Origin of the sequence: Granulicella arctica, assembly GCF_025685605.1 — a bacterium.
Classification (GTDB): domain Bacteria; phylum Acidobacteriota; class Terriglobia; order Terriglobales; family Acidobacteriaceae; genus Edaphobacter; species Edaphobacter arcticus.
In genome coordinates, this window is sequence record NZ_JAGTUT010000003.1 from 49,515 (window position 1) to 64,349 (window position 14,835).

Annotated in this window: 18 protein-coding genes; 8 read left to right on the forward strand and 10 right to left on the reverse strand. The window is 56.0% G+C overall.

Features of this window, described 5'->3' with window-relative positions; all coding sequences use genetic code 11:
• Window positions 1-8: 8 nt before the first annotated feature.
• From OHL20_RS22370 to OHL20_RS22385, 4 genes are all read left to right on the forward strand, one after another.
• Entirely contained in the window at window positions 9-548 is a 540-nt protein-coding gene (locus OHL20_RS22370) for a nuclear transport factor 2 family protein (RefSeq protein WP_263385528.1), read from the forward strand.
• Window positions 549-818: 270 nt separating this feature from the next.
• Complete coding sequence (locus OHL20_RS22375; RefSeq protein ID WP_263385529.1) at window positions 819-1,373, forward strand: helix-turn-helix transcriptional regulator; 555 nt, start codon at window positions 819-821, stop codon at window positions 1,371-1,373.
• A 65-nt stretch (window positions 1,374-1,438) separates the two neighbouring features.
• Complete coding sequence (locus tag OHL20_RS22380) at window positions 1,439-1,978, forward strand: YybH family protein (protein WP_263385530.1); 540 nt, start codon at window positions 1,439-1,441, stop codon at window positions 1,976-1,978.
• 186 nt (window positions 1,979-2,164) lie between these two features.
• The gene (locus tag OHL20_RS22385; RefSeq protein ID WP_263385531.1) at window positions 2,165-2,818 is read left to right on the forward strand and encodes an AraC family transcriptional regulator; all 654 of its coding nucleotides are present in this window, start codon (window positions 2,165-2,167) and stop codon (window positions 2,816-2,818) included.
• A gap of 228 nt (window positions 2,819-3,046) precedes the next feature.
• Here the strand turns inward: OHL20_RS22385 and OHL20_RS22390 are convergent, their stop codons facing one another.
• Window positions 3,047-4,288 carry a winged helix-turn-helix domain-containing protein gene (locus tag OHL20_RS22390; protein ID WP_263385532.1) on the reverse strand — a complete coding sequence of 414 codons (1,242 nt, stop codon included), beginning with the start codon at window positions 4,286-4,288 and terminating at the stop codon, window positions 3,047-3,049.
• Between the two features lie 147 nt (window positions 4,289-4,435).
• Between OHL20_RS22390 and OHL20_RS22395 the strand changes: the two genes are divergently transcribed.
• The gene (locus OHL20_RS22395; RefSeq protein ID WP_263385533.1) at window positions 4,436-5,458 is read left to right on the forward strand and encodes an alpha/beta fold hydrolase; all 1,023 of its coding nucleotides are present in this window, start codon (window positions 4,436-4,438) and stop codon (window positions 5,456-5,458) included.
• 192 nt (window positions 5,459-5,650) lie between these two features.
• On the opposite strand, the gene OHL20_RS22400 is transcribed toward OHL20_RS22395, so the two are convergent.
• A complete protein-coding gene (locus OHL20_RS22400) occupies window positions 5,651-6,070 on the reverse strand; it encodes a winged helix-turn-helix transcriptional regulator (RefSeq protein ID WP_263385534.1) in 420 nt (139 codons plus the stop codon).
• A 115-nt stretch (window positions 6,071-6,185) separates the two neighbouring features.
• On the opposite strand from OHL20_RS22400, the gene OHL20_RS22405 reads away from it, so the two are divergent.
• Window positions 6,186-6,998 carry an SDR family NAD(P)-dependent oxidoreductase gene (locus OHL20_RS22405; protein WP_263385535.1) on the forward strand — a complete coding sequence of 271 codons (813 nt, stop codon included), beginning with the start codon at window positions 6,186-6,188 and terminating at the stop codon, window positions 6,996-6,998.
• 398 nt (window positions 6,999-7,396) lie between these two features.
• On the opposite strand, the gene OHL20_RS22410 is transcribed toward OHL20_RS22405, so the two are convergent.
• Genes OHL20_RS22410 through OHL20_RS22430 form a run of 5 tightly spaced genes read right to left on the reverse strand, consistent with a single transcriptional unit; the run spans window position 7,397 to window position 11,616 of the window.
• Window positions 7,397-7,984: a hypothetical protein gene (locus OHL20_RS22410; protein WP_263385536.1), complete on the reverse strand. Its 588-nt coding sequence runs from the start codon at window positions 7,982-7,984 to the stop codon at window positions 7,397-7,399.
• A gap of 13 nt (window positions 7,985-7,997) precedes the next feature.
• Window positions 7,998-8,216, reverse strand: a complete 219-nt coding sequence (locus OHL20_RS22415; protein WP_263385537.1) for a hypothetical protein — start codon at window positions 8,214-8,216, stop codon at window positions 7,998-8,000.
• A gap of 42 nt (window positions 8,217-8,258) precedes the next feature.
• Entirely contained in the window at window positions 8,259-8,900 is a 642-nt protein-coding gene (locus tag OHL20_RS22420) for an SEC-C domain-containing protein (RefSeq protein ID WP_263385538.1), read from the reverse strand.
• A gap of 58 nt (window positions 8,901-8,958) precedes the next feature.
• The gene (locus tag OHL20_RS22425) at window positions 8,959-10,506 is read right to left on the reverse strand and encodes an adenylate/guanylate cyclase domain-containing protein (RefSeq protein WP_263385539.1); all 1,548 of its coding nucleotides are present in this window, start codon (window positions 10,504-10,506) and stop codon (window positions 8,959-8,961) included.
• A 42-nt stretch (window positions 10,507-10,548) separates the two neighbouring features.
• Window positions 10,549-11,616 (reverse strand): adenylate/guanylate cyclase domain-containing protein, encoded by a 1,068-nt coding sequence (locus tag OHL20_RS22430; RefSeq protein WP_263385540.1) that lies wholly within the window; start codon window positions 11,614-11,616, stop codon window positions 10,549-10,551.
• Window positions 11,617-11,788: 172 nt separating this feature from the next.
• Here OHL20_RS22430 and OHL20_RS22435 point away from each other — a divergent pair, with 172 nt between their 5' ends.
• Both OHL20_RS22435 and OHL20_RS22440 read left to right on the forward strand, forming a co-directional pair.
• Complete coding sequence (locus OHL20_RS22435) at window positions 11,789-12,196, forward strand: helix-turn-helix domain-containing protein (protein ID WP_263385541.1); 408 nt, start codon at window positions 11,789-11,791, stop codon at window positions 12,194-12,196.
• Window positions 12,196-13,227 (forward strand): hypothetical protein, encoded by a 1,032-nt coding sequence (locus OHL20_RS22440; protein WP_263385542.1) that lies wholly within the window; start codon window positions 12,196-12,198, stop codon window positions 13,225-13,227. Before OHL20_RS22435 ends, OHL20_RS22440 begins: the two co-directional genes overlap by 1 nt.
• Before the next feature lie 310 nt (window positions 13,228-13,537).
• Here the strand turns inward: OHL20_RS22440 and OHL20_RS22445 are convergent, their stop codons facing one another.
• The 3 genes from OHL20_RS22445 to OHL20_RS22455 are packed head-to-tail and all read right to left on the reverse strand — an operon-like array spanning window position 13,538 to window position 14,804.
• On the reverse strand, window positions 13,538-14,242 hold the full coding sequence (locus OHL20_RS22445) for an SOS response-associated peptidase (protein ID WP_263385543.1): 705 nt from the start codon (window positions 14,240-14,242) through the stop codon (window positions 13,538-13,540).
• Window positions 14,243-14,297: 55 nt separating this feature from the next.
• Window positions 14,298-14,558, reverse strand: coding sequence for a hypothetical protein (locus tag OHL20_RS22450; RefSeq protein WP_263385544.1), 261 nt, complete (start codon window positions 14,556-14,558; stop codon window positions 14,298-14,300).
• A 3-nt stretch (window positions 14,559-14,561) separates the two neighbouring features.
• On the reverse strand, window positions 14,562-14,804 hold the full coding sequence (locus tag OHL20_RS22455) for a hypothetical protein (protein WP_263385545.1): 243 nt from the start codon (window positions 14,802-14,804) through the stop codon (window positions 14,562-14,564).
• Between the last annotated feature and the right edge of the window lie 31 nt (window positions 14,805-14,835).

Here is a 14,835-nt window from a genome sequence, read left to right on the forward strand (position 1 = left end):
CTTCGAGCATGAAAACTCCTACGACTTCCCGCCGCACTTTCCTCGTTATCGGGACCGCACTCGCGGCCTCCTCTGCCCTTAGAGGTGAAGAACCAATCAACCCAGAAGCATCGCGTGCAACGGCCAATTGGTTTCTGAGTAAGTGGATTGAAGCATGGAACCATCACGACGCTCATCAACTCGGCCTCCTGCAAACCTCCGACGCCAATACTGTCAACCGCTTTGGCACGCTGGTCCAGGGTCGCGCCGCTGTGGAGAAGGCCCTCGGCTTCCTGCACAACCCCGGCGGGCCGTATCATGACGTCACCGCCCCACCGTTACAGCTGCTCGATGTTCGACAGATTGCGCCGACCGTCATCATTCTGCAGGCAAGCTGGAAGAGTCCGGTGATGAATCCGGACGGTAAGCTCGACCTGGCGAAGGAGGACGATATGCTTGTGTCGTACACTTTGCTGAAAGCCGGCGGCGAGTGGAAGGGGACTCAGATGGACCTGCATAATGTCGAGAAGATGGACCTACCTTACTCGACCCCAGAGCAGAGAAGGTAGCCATGCTAGTGGAGGCACGATGCTGACAACGCAAAGCGCAACTCCTGATGCGGTCCTGGAGCCATTTGTCCATTGCTACGTGCAGCGAGTCTCGAAGGCCGGCGAGGTCATTGAACCGGTCTTTCCTCGCATGGCCACGATGCTTATCTTTCAGTTCGCGGCGATCTATGAGGTGAAGGAGTACGAGACGGAGCAGCGACGCCGCTCCTGGGTAGCAACGGTTGTCGGGCCTATCGCTGCACGCAGAACACGTCTAATCTGCGCGATCATGTGGATTCGCTCGATGTTCTGTTTCGGCCGCTGGGAATGTACCGTCTGTTTGGCGTGCCGATTTCGCCGCTTGTTGGCGGGGGCGCGGAAGGGCATGCGGTATTCGGCCCGCAGATATCGTCTCTCTATCAGCGTCTCGGCAATGCGGAGACCTTTGCCGATCGCGTACAACTGCTGGACAGATTTTTCCTTCATCGGCTGCAGCAGTCCCGCCCGCTCGATCCGACCGCTCGCGCCATGCACCGGTTGGCCTCTGGCAGATGCAACGTAGGGGACGCCGCAAGAATGATCGGGATCAGCGAGCGTCACTTGGAGCGAAGGTCCCAGCAGTGGGCCGGAGTGTCTCCAAAGGCCCTGGCCAGGGTCTCTCGTTTTCAGCGTGCCATTGCTGAGTACAGGTCAGGCCACGGCAGTTGGATGGACATCGCTCATAAAGTCGGCTACTACGACCAGATGCACATGGTGAGAGACTTTCATGATCTGGGAGGCGGTGCTCCGACCCAGGTCGTCAGCGAGATCCTGGATGAGCATCTGATCTCGTTCTGTTGTGGATGACAGAATCCTCCAAAATGTCGCACTGGTACTATTCCCCAATTGGCCGGGGTACTTATCCTCCCCTCATGACCACTTCAATCTCCAATCGCCGCTCGTTCTTCCTCTCTGCAGTCTCCCTGGCAGGTGCTGCGGCCACCTCCTCAAACTTAATCGCTCAGCTCACGCCAACCGATCTGACTGCGTTCCTCCGAACCTACGATGAAGCCTGGGTGAGTCACGATCCGCAAGCGATCGCTATGCTGCACGCCGACGACGTGTTAGTCGTCAATCGCTTTGGCTCCATGCTGGAAGGCCGGGCCGAGCTTGAGACGGCGATGCAATTCCTCCATGGGCCGGGAGGTCCATTCCATGCGGTAGGTTTCCCTCGCCAGCAGATCCTTCTAGGTCGTATCCTGAACCCCAATATGGCAACAATCCACGCCAGCTGGAAAAATCCAACGATGGGTCCCGGCGATCAGCTTGCGCACGGCGGTCAGACGCCATGGGTCGATCTGCTCTCGACTTACCTGCTGACCCGCCGTGGCGAAACCTGGCAGATCGCTCAGCACGATCTGCATAGTGTCGATCCCATCAAGTTCCCGTTCAAGACCAAATGGAACGCATAGACGTCGATCTCGCCACCACCGCGCCGCACCCGGCGCTGCGCCGCTTCGTGCGTTACTATTCGCAGCGCGCATCGTTCCCGGAGACGATCTTCAGGAGCCAGTCACCGCCCGTCTCGGCGGGCTTCTCGAGTTCCACTTCGCCAGCCTCTATCGCATCCCCATTGTCGGCACTGACCGCTTCGAGTCATGCGCTCCCATGCTCGTGGTGGGCCCAATCACCTACCGTCGCCTGCACCTTACCGCAACGGCACCGTCGAGTCGCTCACCGTCATGTTCCAACCCTTCGGCCTCTATGAGCTCTTCGGCGTACCCACGCAACTCCTCACAGAACACGCCGTCGAAGCCCACTCCCTCCCTGGCCGATCCATCTCGCAGCTCTACGATGCCCTCGGCGAGGCTCGCTCGTTCCGCAGCCGCGTCTGCCTGCTAAACCAGTTCCTGCTCAAACGGCTCTCCTCCCGCAACCGGATGCGCAACTCCCACTGGACGCAGTCGCTTACCTTCGTTGCTCAGGACCGCGGAACACACACCGTCCGCGAGCTCGCCGCATCGCTCAACACCAGCCCCCGCCAGCTCGAACGCAGATCTCTCGAACTCGCAGGCATGACGCCTCAGACCATGGCCCGCGTCGCCCGATTCGTCCATGCTCTGCGCCTTAAACGAGCCGCAAACGACAAACGCGTCACCTGGACCGAGATCGCCCATGCCTCCGGCTACTACGACCAGATGCACCTTATCCGCGATTTCCGTCTCATGGGAGGAGCAACACCCACGGTCCTCATCAATCAACTCCAGTCTCACCACGGTGCGTCGCTTCTGCTTCAGCCAAGCGAAGAATGACTTGATCACAGTGGTCGCGTCTCAGGAGCCGCGCACATCGCCAGCGTGACGCTCGATCTCCTGGGTTGCTGCGAAATCACCGAGTGATTCTTTGAGGCAGACGATGCTGGAAATGCGCTTTGGTTTGTTCTTGTTTTCGAAAGCGTGCCCGTTCAGACTGGCGCACTGTAGCTGATTTATTCGATGTCAGCATGACGCGCTTTTCGGGTGGCTGGGATCGGGCTGCGATCAAGCCTTGATACCCCCGTGGCCTGAACTGAGTCGAAGCGAGTCATAGATCGGAGCGACATGCGCCCAGGCGAGATATGGTTCAGCATCCCGGCTTGCAATTTCGAGCCAATCCATCGCGGAATCGTCGCGCCCGAGTGCAAGCTCAAGCCAGCAAAGTGTGATGGCTGGAACGTATCGATTCTCGCGACTCTGCTTCAGAAATGCCAAAGCAGAAACAGCCTCATCTCGAACGCCGGCCTTAGCCGCAATGTAGGAATTGAATGCCAACTCGACCGCTTGAAGAGGTCCAGGGCGCCTGGTCTGCAGGTTGAGCTGCAACGCTTCATCGGGCCTGTCGAGCTCCAGGAGAGCCAGCGAGGTGTAGATGCCGATATACGGATCCGGGCATACTTCCAGCCCCGCCCTGCCTGCGCGAACGCATGCTTCCCACTTGCGGGCGTAATAGAAGCACATTGTCAAATGCATCTGTGCGCGCGTATGCACCGGGTCGAGGTCTACAGCGGCCAACGCTTCCTGTACCGCCTCGTCGTGCCGCCCGCGACAGCTCAACAGCTGCGCGCGGATCATGCGCACATGCGGATTATGACGCTCCAGCGCCACAGCTTGCCCGCTTGCCTCCTCGGCTTCGTCCCAACGTCGCTCGAACGTCCGCAGCATGGCCAGCGTGTTGAACACCATGGCCTCCTTCTGCGGGCAACGCAATCCCTGCTGAAGATAATCGTCTGCCGCCTGCAGCGCTTCTCGGGGGCACAGATCATCCAACAGGCAACGCAGGATGCAAGTCAGAGCGGCTCCATGGTAGGCAAGCGGATAGAGCGGATCGAGAGCCATTGCTTCTTTGAAGAAGGCTAGCGACTTCTGCATGGAGTCCGGACTGTGTGGAGAAATGACGTGGTGTCCTTTGAGGTAAGCCGCGACCGCCGCAGGGCGCGGCAGCGAGCCTATAAAACGATATCCCCGCTTTGGGATCGTCTCAATCCACACCGGCTTGGTCGAGTCATCCTCCAACATCTCTCGTAAGCGGCTAATCGACGTGTTCAATCCGTTGTCAAAATCCACATAGGTGCTGTTACCCCAGAGGTTCTGGCGGAGCGTATCGCGCGATACCACCTCACCTGGATTGCGCAGAAGCGCAAACAGAACCTGGAGCGGCTGCTCGCGTAGCCTCACCTCGACGCCGTCTTTCCACAAGCGCACAGCCTCGGTGTCAGCGACGAACTGCCCAAAGGCGACTCGCATCAGATACCTCCTTCCGCAGTTTACTTGTCAAGGTTTTGTTATGGCACAAATGACGCTGGTTAATGCCAAAGTTCAGTCAGGACAGATCGACGAAAAGTACTGCCTGTGTTTGTCGATGCTTTCTAACCCAACTGCCAGGAGAAGGCCATGGCGCAATGGACTCGACGTCAGGTGATCGGTACCACAACAGGAGTTGCGGTGGCTTCGCTCGCTACGTATGTCTGGAATCTACATCAGCATCTTCCTGCTCGCGACCGAGATGCCGAAGAGAAATTTCTGCGAGCCCAGGACTTGCTCCTGGCTGGAAACGGTAACAGTGTTCACTCCCGATTTGTACAGATTGCAGAGCCCAGGTTGAGAGTGCAGGTGCTCGAGGGAGGACAAGGAGAACCCGTACTGCTGCTTCATGGAGGCGACGGCGTTGCCGCGCAGTGGGAACCTCTTCTGAGCCGTCTCAGTTCCCAGTTCCACATCTACGCGCCGGACCGGCCCGGGTGTGGACTGACGGACATGTTCAACTATCGTGATGTTCACTTACGAGAGCACGCGGTCAGCTTTGTTCGGACTACGATGGATGCGCTCGGACTCAAAAGCGCGAATCTCGTTGGAAATTCGATGGGCGGCTATTTCGCCCTGGTATTTGCACTGGCCCACCCGGAGCGGGTAAAGCGTTTGGTGACCGTGGGCGAACCGGCGGGCAGCTCTGCCACGATCCCGCCAGCTAATCGTGTGCTCGCAATGCGTGGTTTGAACGGCCTAATGTTTGCCACCCTGATGAAGCCCGGCGCTTCCGCCACGTATGAAGGTTTCAAAAGGATTCTGGTCGCGCACCCAGACCGTCTCTCTCATGCATATCTTGATTGCTGTACGGCCGCTTCGGAGATCCCGGGCGCAACAGAAAGCTGGCTCACTCTGCTTGAGGACTGTCACATCACGAGCGGCCGATCCACCTTAACGTACAGCCTGAGGCCGGAGCTGCCGAAGCTTCCAATGCCTACGCTGCTGATCTGGGGCGACAAGGACAGCTTCGGACCACCATCGCTTGCGGAGGAGATGGCGCAATCCATGCCCCACGGTCGTTCGGAGGTTGTGCCGGATGCCGGACATCTGGCATGGCTTGATCAGCCGGATAGGGTTGCAGGTTTAATCGCAAATTTCTTGCGAAGCTGAGAACTCGCGCTCTGATCTGAGCGGATCGCGCAAGACGCATGCGCCAGGATAGATTTTCCCTTGAGAAACGCGCATGTAGCCGGAGGATCTTGGCCTGACGCTAAATCGCCTGGTCACTCTCCGACGTGTGCTGGCTTCAAAACGTGCATTGGCCTGATATCACAAGTTGAGATCGCGATTAACAAACAAGGGCTACTTTTTTGGCGACTGTGATGGAGGAAGCTTCCTTTCATGAGAGGTGCTCAATTTGAGGGCTGAATCGAAGCTTCTCTGCGCCTTCTCTATCTCTCGTTGGTGTTTGACGGCCCAATCGTAGAGCGCCAGGAACGGTGCCTGCAATTCTCGTCCTAGCGGTGTGATGGAATACTCCACTGCAACTGGCGAAACTGGAATGACTCGCCGCGCCACGAGACCGTTTCTCTCCAGTCTCCGCAAACTCTCGGTTAACGCCTTCTGGGTAATGCCGTCCAGCCGACGTTTGAGTGCGTTGAAGCGCTTCGGTTGTTCACAGAGGAAGGTGAGGATCAAGATCGACCACTTGTTTGCGATCTGCTCAAGAATCGGACGAATTCCGGGCAGCGTGGCGAGAACTTGTTCTTCCGTGTAGGGCATGTGGTTTCCTCGAGTATACCTAGGCTAGAAGAAGTACCTAATTGACATCAAGTATATTCCGTATACCTTTTAGGAAGCGATTGAACGCAACTCACTCGCCCAGAAGGAGACACCTTTGAGCAATTCTCATCCGCATAAACTCGGCACCGCTATCGTCACCGGAGCCTCGTCCGGCATCGGCAAGGTCTACGCCGACCGCCTCGCCGCACGCGGCTATGATCTGGTTCTTGTGGCTCGTCGCGCGGACCGGTTGAACCAGATTGCCGATGACCTGGAGAAGCGCTTCTCGATTCGCGCGGAAGTTCTCGTTGCCGATCTGGCTGAACCAGCCGGGCTTTCCGCAACGATTGAGAGAATCTCCAGCGATCCTTCCGTGTCATTGCTGGTGAACAACGCTGGCTATTCCATATTGAAGACTCTGGCGGAGACACCGGACGACTTGTTTACGAATATGATTGCGCTGAACATTACTGCACTCACGGCCCTTTCAAAGGCAGCGCTTGGTCGTTTTCAGCAGAATGGTTCGGGAACGATCGTCAACGTCGGTTCGGGCGTTGGGTTTGCGCCTCTCTCCATGGTGCCTATCTACGGTCCTACGAAAGCCTACGTGCTTCAGTTCACGCAGATCCTGCAACAACAGGTTGCGGGCACAGGAATTCGGGTTCAGCTCGTTGTGCCCGGCGCAGTAGTTTCCGAGGGCTGGGATGTTGCCGGAGGAGCCTCCCTTGATGCACTCGACCCGAGCATCGTCATGACGACGGAGGATTGCGTCGACGCAGCGCTTGCTGGTCTGGATGACGGCGAGCTGATAACTGCTCCCTCGCTTCAAGACGAGACGCTCTTAAGGAACTACGAGGCTGCCTCTGGGTTGCTGCTGCAAGGGATGTTCGCCGGGAAGCCCGCCGACCGCTACGGAATAAAGAGGTAGTCTTAGGTTGGTCAATCCGACACATGATGCGCGCTGTACCGCGAAACCCTTGCGTGGCTGAAAGTCCGCTTCTCCGCTTGTGAATCGCCCTGTCCCTAGAAGCGCTTGATGTCACCTATCACAAATGGTCGGCAACTCTGCGAGTGAGATCGCCATTGCGCTCACCTGGTAAATTAATCTAGAAACGTGCATTGGCCTGTACTCGTCAACTGAGGACGGATTGATGACGATAAGCCGACATATCATTACCGAACAAGCGCGGCTACTGGTGTCCAGCAGCGCAACTCGGGGAGGACTGAGGCTGCGAAGACCCACCCAGCAAGAAAGTACGTAATGGATACGAGCCGAAGCGACACAGACCGCACCCGGATAGAGCTGAATGTGTCAGGGCCAATCGATCACCCAAGAGCTCGTCTCCTTATTGCCTCAACCTCCGCAGTTATCCATATCTTGAGCTTGTGACGCCTCAATGGCACACCACGCTTTCTCAATTCCTTTTCACCGTCAGCAATGTTATTGAGTCCTCGCGACACTACGTAGACTGCGCCAACCAATGAAGCCCATTGCGCCAACATCGCTTCTTGGACTAATAGCCCTCGGGACAAACGAAATGCCGACGCAACTCCGAAAATAATTTCGAATAGACCATAGTTTATTTGGCTCTTCTTCTTGAACCAGAACGCCAACATCCCAAGCGTCAGCGTAATACCTGCCACGAAGAATTGAGAATGACGCTGCTGCAGTACATGAACCGCCGCCCTTTTCAATAATGGCTCGTTCCAGGAGATGAGAAGCAAGATTGGAAGAGTGAGTACGCCGAAAAGCGCTCGCTTCCATTCTGAGTCGTGGAAGGCTGCTCTTAAACGACCATGCCAGGGCAGAGTCTTGTCCGTCTCCGACTTGTATCGATGGCAGACTTCCGGTCCGGAAGACAGAAAAAACATGAGGACAAGAAGGAGGATTTGCCAACTCTTCATTAAATGCATGGGTTGACCGTGTCTATCGCGATTTTCGCTTCGGCCCAAACATGTGACGGAACTTATCTGGACCGCCATCATCCGTGGTCCTCACGCGAGCGGCAACAACATGGTCATTGGGTCTGAGGTCGTGTGCTTTTTCACCTGCCGCGAGCTGCGTGTCTCCTCTTGCGATAACGCGCTTGTTCTGAATCGCTGCAAAGGTTCCACCCTCTTCTGGTTCAACGATGATGTTTGGCATTTACTTCCTCTCAGTTGCGGATTTGGATACAGTTTGAATTCGTTAAGTCGCAGCCGGACTCTGAAGATGCTCTCCTGTGACATGTCGGGGCTTTGGCTTGTCGTAGAGCCTCTTTAGCGTACCGTGACCGATCTTAGATGTGATCTCAGCGACCGCATCAGCATGACAACGCTTGTACTTCCTCTGGCTTCCGCAGGGGCAACGTTCATTGCGCCCAAGATGAATTCGCCCGACGATTACCGGAAACAGCGAGGTGAAGTGTGACTGATTGCCGTCGAGTCGTGCAAGCATGAACTCTTCATAACCATCAGCCCCGTGTTTGTACTCATCACCAGGCCAAATACCGGTCACATCAAAGATCATCTGCCGTTCCAGAAAGACCGTCACCTCATCCAGAAAGCGGACGAGGCGGTTCGGGTCGTTTTTGTCCCAAGGCGAGCAGGGCGGGAGCCAAAGACAAAACTGGCCATCCCAAATGATGTGCCGGTCTACCAGCGCCGGAAACCTGCCAGCTGCGTCGAAGGCAACTGGCTCCGAATTCGGATAATTGCGAGGAAACTCAATACGAATGGCGATCGAGGTAGAGACACCGCAGTCGGTCTGCAGAACGAAGTCACCCTCAAGATTCATCTTGCCGGCATCAGTATCCACGCAGAACCGCAAGAGAGGGTATAGCTCCTTCATCAGAGCTTCTTCGGCACGCAGGACGCGTCCATCTGCGCGCTCGAACCATGCCTTCGGCTTACTCCGCGAACGAACTCGACGGTACAAAAGAACGGCTCCCTGCAGTCGCTTGACTGCTAACATAAATACCCTGAGCACCAGACGCCACGTGCACGGCTTGCTTGAACATGGATGCCTTGCGCGCTCGCTCGACCTTATCCTGCGTCAGGCTGGTCGCGATATAAAGGGCGCGCTCTTCGTTCCAGACGAACAACTTCTGGAGGTCTTCGTCTAAGTTAGCGTGAATCTGTGCCGGAATGGCGATTTGTCCACCGGCGGAGCCTTCCTGGTAGGTCGCGGCATCTTCCACGGAATCGCCGATGCAGACGCGGTCGCGGTTGCCGTGCGTGCCCAGTTTTGAGACGAGGGTTACTCCCACCGAAGATCCCACCGCCATTCCTAGTTCCGACGCCTCTGGCAACACCTTCTTAATGACCAGCTCCATCGCAGACTGCAGGGCCACGGCTGTGTCAACAGCGCGAGCTGCGATACGCTTCTCATCGCCCTTCGGCAGATGAAAGAGCGCCTGAACGCGATCGCCCTGAAATTGAACTCGGATGCCTGCGAAATCGTGCTTGACGATGGACGCCATCTCCTTACGAATCGCATGCAGCACTCGGAGCGCCGCCTTGGCGTTGTTCTCCTCTGCGGCCTTGTCGATGTATGCCGTGAAGCCAGACACATCACCGAAAACCGACGCCGCCAAGACACGTTTGTTATTACGGATGCCGAGACTGTCCATATCGATCGAGACTTCCGCGTCGCTATATTCAATCTTGTTCAGAGGAAAGTTGGCCTTGTCGTCTTTGATCCGCTGAAGTGATGCTGCGCGATCCCAGCTGATCCCGTAGGTCTGCAGCAGTGCGTCGAGGTCTTCCAGAGAGATAGAACCCATGTCGTAGACCGTGATGCCCATGCGGTCATCTTCAAGCGCGACAAAGTAGTCCTGCAGGCTTTCCGGCAAGGCATCGTACACATCCGTCGTGATCCGCAAGGTGTCGGTGCCAGTCATAATCTTTGCCGCGTAGTTCGCCGGCGCGCCGAGGAACAGCAGTTCGCGGTCACCGCGGTGGCCATTCTTCGTGCCGATCGCATTTCCCAGTGCGGCGCCACCGGAGACGGAGAGGTTAGGCAGTTTTGGAAACTCCGGGTTGAAGATGCAGCAAACAAAGTGCCGAACAACCGCTTGCAGCAGAACAGCACGGGCTGCAATCTTTTCACTGTCGTCAATCGGACGAAAGAACAGGGCGTGGAGCTTTGCACCCTGGAAGTGAATCCGTACGCCGTCGAAGACCTCTTCCTCGACCAAACGGGCTACTTCCCGTTCGTAGATGTGCAGTGCCTGGATAACACGGCGATAGTCCTCACCTTCCGTAGTCAAGGTGGCGAGATCGGCAAAGTTGGGAATATCGACATAAACGTGCGCTCCGTAGATGTCACGGCAGCAGGTTTCGGACAGCAAGTTATGAAGGTCTGCGTCGCGGACCAGCTTTTCGACCTCGATCTCACCCATGTTCTGCAGATGCGTCTCGACGCGATTCAAACTCGTGTTGTAATCCCAGCTCATATCGATCTCCTTGTTGCTTTCCTCTATTGCAGGCCCTCGTTCTTAAAACGTGTACAAACAGACATCACCAATACCCTTGAGCAGTACACCCGAGTGGGCGGTCAGTTCTGCGGCTTCTGCGGGGCTCAGCTGTGCATGAGCGTCCTCTGCAACCACGATCGAGGCTTCCAACTCTTTGCAGGCACTCTCGCAGCGCGCGGCCAAATTGACGGTGGGACCGAGAACGGTGAACTGCCTCTTGAGATCGCTGCCGACATTCCCGCAGAAGATAGAACCCGCGCTCAAACCGACTCCAATGCGGACAGGCTTCCCGCCAATCGTCTTGGTTCCAGCACGAGCGACCATCTGCTTGGCGCAGGCGAATGCTTCAGACATCTGGCGAGAGGATTCGAGTGGAAATCCCCACACACCCATAACAGCGTCACCGATGAACTTGTCTACAAGGGCGTGATGCGCGTGCAGAATAGTGACCATCTCATCTAGGTATTCGCCGAGCTGTTGCGCGAGTTCCATCGGCGGGAGCTGGAGACTTGTCTGGGTAAATCCACGAACGTCAGCAAACAGCACAACGCCGTTGATCAGCCGGGGCCTGCCATAGTCGTCACCCTGTGCCAACAGCCTGGAGGTGACGTCTGGCGCCAAGTGGGAGCTGAATGCGGCCATCAGTCGGCTCTCGTTCCGATAACGAAATCCACGCTCTGAAGTAGCTTCCGCCAGTTTGGCTGAAACAATTCCCAGCAAGTTCTGTGTGAAGCGAGGACTGACCTCTAGCCGCCGGATGACCTCGGTGTGCGGAATTCTAAGTACCTTCACAGTACCTCGTGCGATCGCATCAGCTGTTCTGCATGAACCAGAGTTCAGGTAGCCCTGTTCGCCGATAACATCTGGCGCCCTTCGGCTCACCAAAAAAGAATCCTCGGAGAGGATCGCGACTTCTCCGTGAAGGATTACGATCATGCATTCGGCCGGAGCGCCCTTAAGGCAGATGGACTCCCCATCGCGGTAGAAATGCAGCCACTCCTGCAAATCTGCCGTAACCGCAAGATCCTCTATCCCCGCGAAAAGCGGGATATGGGAGAGATCGATTTTTGTCTGCTCTAGGGAGGGCATCGGCTGCTCATAATCGCGCATAGTACCAATCTAGGTGGTTCGCAATACAGTATAGCACGTTGATATTTAGACCATAAGTTCGCAGCATTGCGCGAATAATTTGTTGACATGTGATCGTGGTGAGGGTTAGGGTGAAACTAATGAATTTACTGGTTACTGTGGTCTGGTGCCTATGCCTACGGTAGGAGAGCGTATCCGCGATATCCGCCTCGACCTCGGTCTGAACCAAGAACAACTGGCGGAGCAGGCGGGCCTAAGCAAGGGCTTTCTCAGTGACGTTGAGAACAGTAAACGGAATATCGGCTCCGAAAATCTCCTCAAAATAGCCAATGTTCTAGGTGCTTCGGTCGATTACCTGCTTCGAGGCGAAACATCGGAGTTGGTCACGGCCCAGCCGACCGTTATTCCTCCAGAACTATCCCAAGCCGCAGAGGAACTTGAACTGTCCTATGCCGCCACGGTCGAGCTCCTTGATGCACATCGCTCAGTGATCGCGCGCCGGAGCAACAAAGGGCTGCGAACGTTCTCCGTCGACGATTGGAAGAAGCTTCACGATGCCATTAAGAAGGTATTCGGCTGATGCCGCCCACCAGCCTCAAACGAAGTCATAAGATTCACTCCCTCGCCTCCGATCTTGGGATCAGGACCTCCACAGATCCTGTGCGTGACATCGTTCGTTTCTGTGAAAAGCGAGTAGCGCGATTCCTTAAAGATTTTCCGGACTGCAGAACCCTCTCTCAACTCCTGGATATCAGTGCCTCCAAACTGGGTACAAAGTTTGAGGAAATACACTCTGACGATCAGCTGAACGACGTGCGCACTCGATACCTGCAGTGTGGAGAAAGATCCTTCGCCAGCCTGCATGAGGAGTTGGCACCGGATGTCTTTGGGATCACGTTCAAGCGGCTTAGCCGAAAACCATGGGAACTACCCTATGTGTCGGTTATCGATTGTCGCTTGGATAAGAAATATCGCTCTTATTACACCAAGTGGCACGAGCTTGGACATCTGTTAATTTTGACCGATCAGATGCGTCTTGCATTTCGGCGAACTCATTTCGGGCTGGACGAAAAAGACCCAGAGGAATCATTGGTTGACGTCATCGCCGGCGCATTCGGATTCCTCCCTGATCTCATCAAGCCTGTTGCCAAAGGCCGGCCTTCTTTTGAAGGGATCGAATCAATTCGCTTGCAACTCTGCCCAGAAGCGAGCCAGCAGGCATCGATCATCGGCATTTCCAGAGCGTGGCCTACGCCTTGCATCTTGTTGCAGGCTCAGTTGGGCTTGAAGCGTGGGGAGCGCAAAGACATCGCCCAAGGTGATCTTGGTTTTCACGACAGGCCAATCGAAGTTCTGCGGGCTACTCAGGTGAGCCCAAACGATGCGGCTCGCGCTTCCAGCCTTGTTATCTTCCCCAACATGCGCGTTCCAGATCGATCGATCATTCATAAGGTTTTCACCGGCAGCGCCATGGATGGGCAGGCAGTAGAAGACCTCGCATGGTGGGAATCGAGTGACGGAAGTCGATTGCCGAGCGCCAAGGTTCTCGTTGAGACCCGCTCCAGCAGGGATGGGGTTCGTGCGATCATCACACCCCAAACGCAAACTTAGAAGGTGCGGTCGGCCTTTAGGTCATAACGGGCGCGAAGATCAAACTTCCCAGTATCGACAGAGGTGTGACTGCTCTGGTAGGACAGTAGGCCAAGGAACACGTTGATCAGTTCGAGCGGCCCCCTTTGGATCTATCCTCAAAAGCCCTTCTGTCACGCCATAGGCCTTAGAGGCTACCGAGAAATTAGCAACGACGAACGCTCTTGTCGTCAGTTGGCGCATAATCACCAATGCACTCACCGAACGAGCTCGATGCCATTCTGTCTGAGACTGAAACGCAGTGGCCATGAGTGTGCTTCTCTGGACTGCGCTAAAAGAGCATCAACGCGGGCGGTGGTGCTTCCGGGAGTGGATCTAAGAGATGAGGTCCGTTCCCAATCAACTTCGCTATCTTCCACGCCTTCATTCCTTCGGCGGGATAGGTTCGCACAAGATCGATTGGCAGCTGCGAGGGTTCCACGTCCGCAAGCCAACGGTCATAGTCGCTGGGCTCAATCACCAGGGGTGTCCGGTCATGGAAGGCTTCCATGGTCCCGTTTGGATCACACGTGATCATGGCGAAGCTCTCGATGATGTGCCCTCTATCGTGGTCTTTCCATCGATCCCAGACCCCGCCAAAGGAAAATAGTCGGTCATCCTTCAGAGCGACCGCATAAGGCTGCTTCCTCTTTTTATCGATCTGCTCCCACTCGTAAAAGAATTCACCGGGGATCAGACAATGACGCCGTTGAAACGGCTCACGCCATGCACTGCTGGTCAGAAGATTGTCTGCCCTGGCATTGATGCTCTCAAACGGAGGCTTCGGGGTCTTCGACCAGAAGGGTACGAGCCGCCACTTTAGGAACGCGAGTTCCCGTTCGCCGGAATCTTTGCTCAGCCGGATCACCGGCTGCACGGAGTCGGGAGTGATGTTCCAGTCTGGCGCTGCCTCGAGCGGCACGTCTCTCAGGTCGCCCAGACGGTAATGCTCCGCAATGTATTGCTTGTCGGACCGGCGTCCGTAGCGTCCACACATGCAGACATCTTAGCGCGCAAGAAGGGTTGATGAGGTTCGCAGAGCCCTCCACGGACTACCTTCCCGGCTTCGGACGTTCGAGCAAAGCGAGTTGAGGGTGCGAGAGTTCCAGATAGAGGCCTCCCCTGCCCATGCGGATAGCCTGTTCCAGAGCCTGCTTATCGGCCAGGCTCTTGAGAGCTCCACCACGTTGAGCCATCGCTTCGATCTTGTCTTCCGATTGAAATAGGAGGGTTCTCGGGAGGGTCTTCTCTCCGTCCACAAAGCTAACCCGCCAACCGGCCATCCATTCAAAACGCATGTAGATCCGCGGCATACGCTACTCCTCGACATCTTCGTCGGCCAGACCACGTTTCTTGACCAACTCTCGAGGAACTCTTCGAAAGACGCAGTTGTACAGCTCATACGCAAGATCGACCGATTCGTTGATGGCCGCACCCGTAGGAATCACGCGCACATTGACCTGCTTCTCCCGTGCCAGACGCATCCCCGCAATCAGGCAGGCTCCGAAGTAGATCAGCGAGCGATTGGGTCGAGGAAGATGAGCGTCAGGATCGAACACGTCTTCAGTGTAGCGAACAAAAGGCGAAATA

Bases quoted from the DNA above. Each gene is read 5' to 3' on its own strand.
- OHL20_RS22430 (WP_263385540.1), bottom strand. From the start codon at position 11,616: ATGCCCTCCCTAGAGCAGACAAAAATCGATCTCTCCCATATCCCGCTT.
- OHL20_RS22400 (WP_263385534.1), bottom strand. From the start codon at position 6,070: ATGCCCTACACGGAAGAACAAGTTCTCGCCACGCTGCCCGGAATTCGT.
- OHL20_RS22380 (WP_263385530.1), top strand. From the start codon at position 1,439: ATGACCACTTCAATCTCCAATCGCCGCTCGTTCTTCCTCTCTGCAGTC.
- OHL20_RS22435 (WP_263385541.1), top strand. From the start codon at position 11,789: ATGCCTACGGTAGGAGAGCGTATCCGCGATATCCGCCTCGACCTCGGT.
- OHL20_RS22440 (WP_263385542.1), top strand. From the start codon at position 12,196: ATGCCGCCCACCAGCCTCAAACGAAGTCATAAGATTCACTCCCTCGCC.
- OHL20_RS22415 (WP_263385537.1), bottom strand. From the start codon at position 8,216: ATGCCAAACATCATCGTTGAACCAGAAGAGGGTGGAACCTTTGCAGCG.
- OHL20_RS22425 (WP_263385539.1), bottom strand. From the start codon at position 10,506: ATGAGCTGGGATTACAACACGAGTTTGAATCGCGTCGAGACGCATCTG.
- OHL20_RS22390 (WP_263385532.1), bottom strand. From the start codon at position 4,288: ATGCGAGTCGCCTTTGGGCAGTTCGTCGCTGACACCGAGGCTGTGCGC.
- OHL20_RS22445 (WP_263385543.1), bottom strand. From the start codon at position 14,242: ATGTGTGGACGCTACGGACGCCGGTCCGACAAGCAATACATTGCGGAG.
- OHL20_RS22420 (WP_263385538.1), bottom strand. From the start codon at position 8,900: ATGAAGGAGCTATACCCTCTCTTGCGGTTCTGCGTGGATACTGATGCC.
- OHL20_RS22370 (WP_263385528.1), top strand. From the start codon at position 9: ATGAAAACTCCTACGACTTCCCGCCGCACTTTCCTCGTTATCGGGACC.
- OHL20_RS22450 (WP_263385544.1), bottom strand. From the start codon at position 14,558: ATGCCGCGGATCTACATGCGTTTTGAATGGATGGCCGGTTGGCGGGTT.
- OHL20_RS22385 (WP_263385531.1), top strand. From the start codon at position 2,165: ATGCGCTCCCATGCTCGTGGTGGGCCCAATCACCTACCGTCGCCTGCA.
- OHL20_RS22395 (WP_263385533.1), top strand. From the start codon at position 4,436: ATGGCGCAATGGACTCGACGTCAGGTGATCGGTACCACAACAGGAGTT.
- OHL20_RS22410 (WP_263385536.1), bottom strand. From the start codon at position 7,984: ATGCATTTAATGAAGAGTTGGCAAATCCTCCTTCTTGTCCTCATGTTT.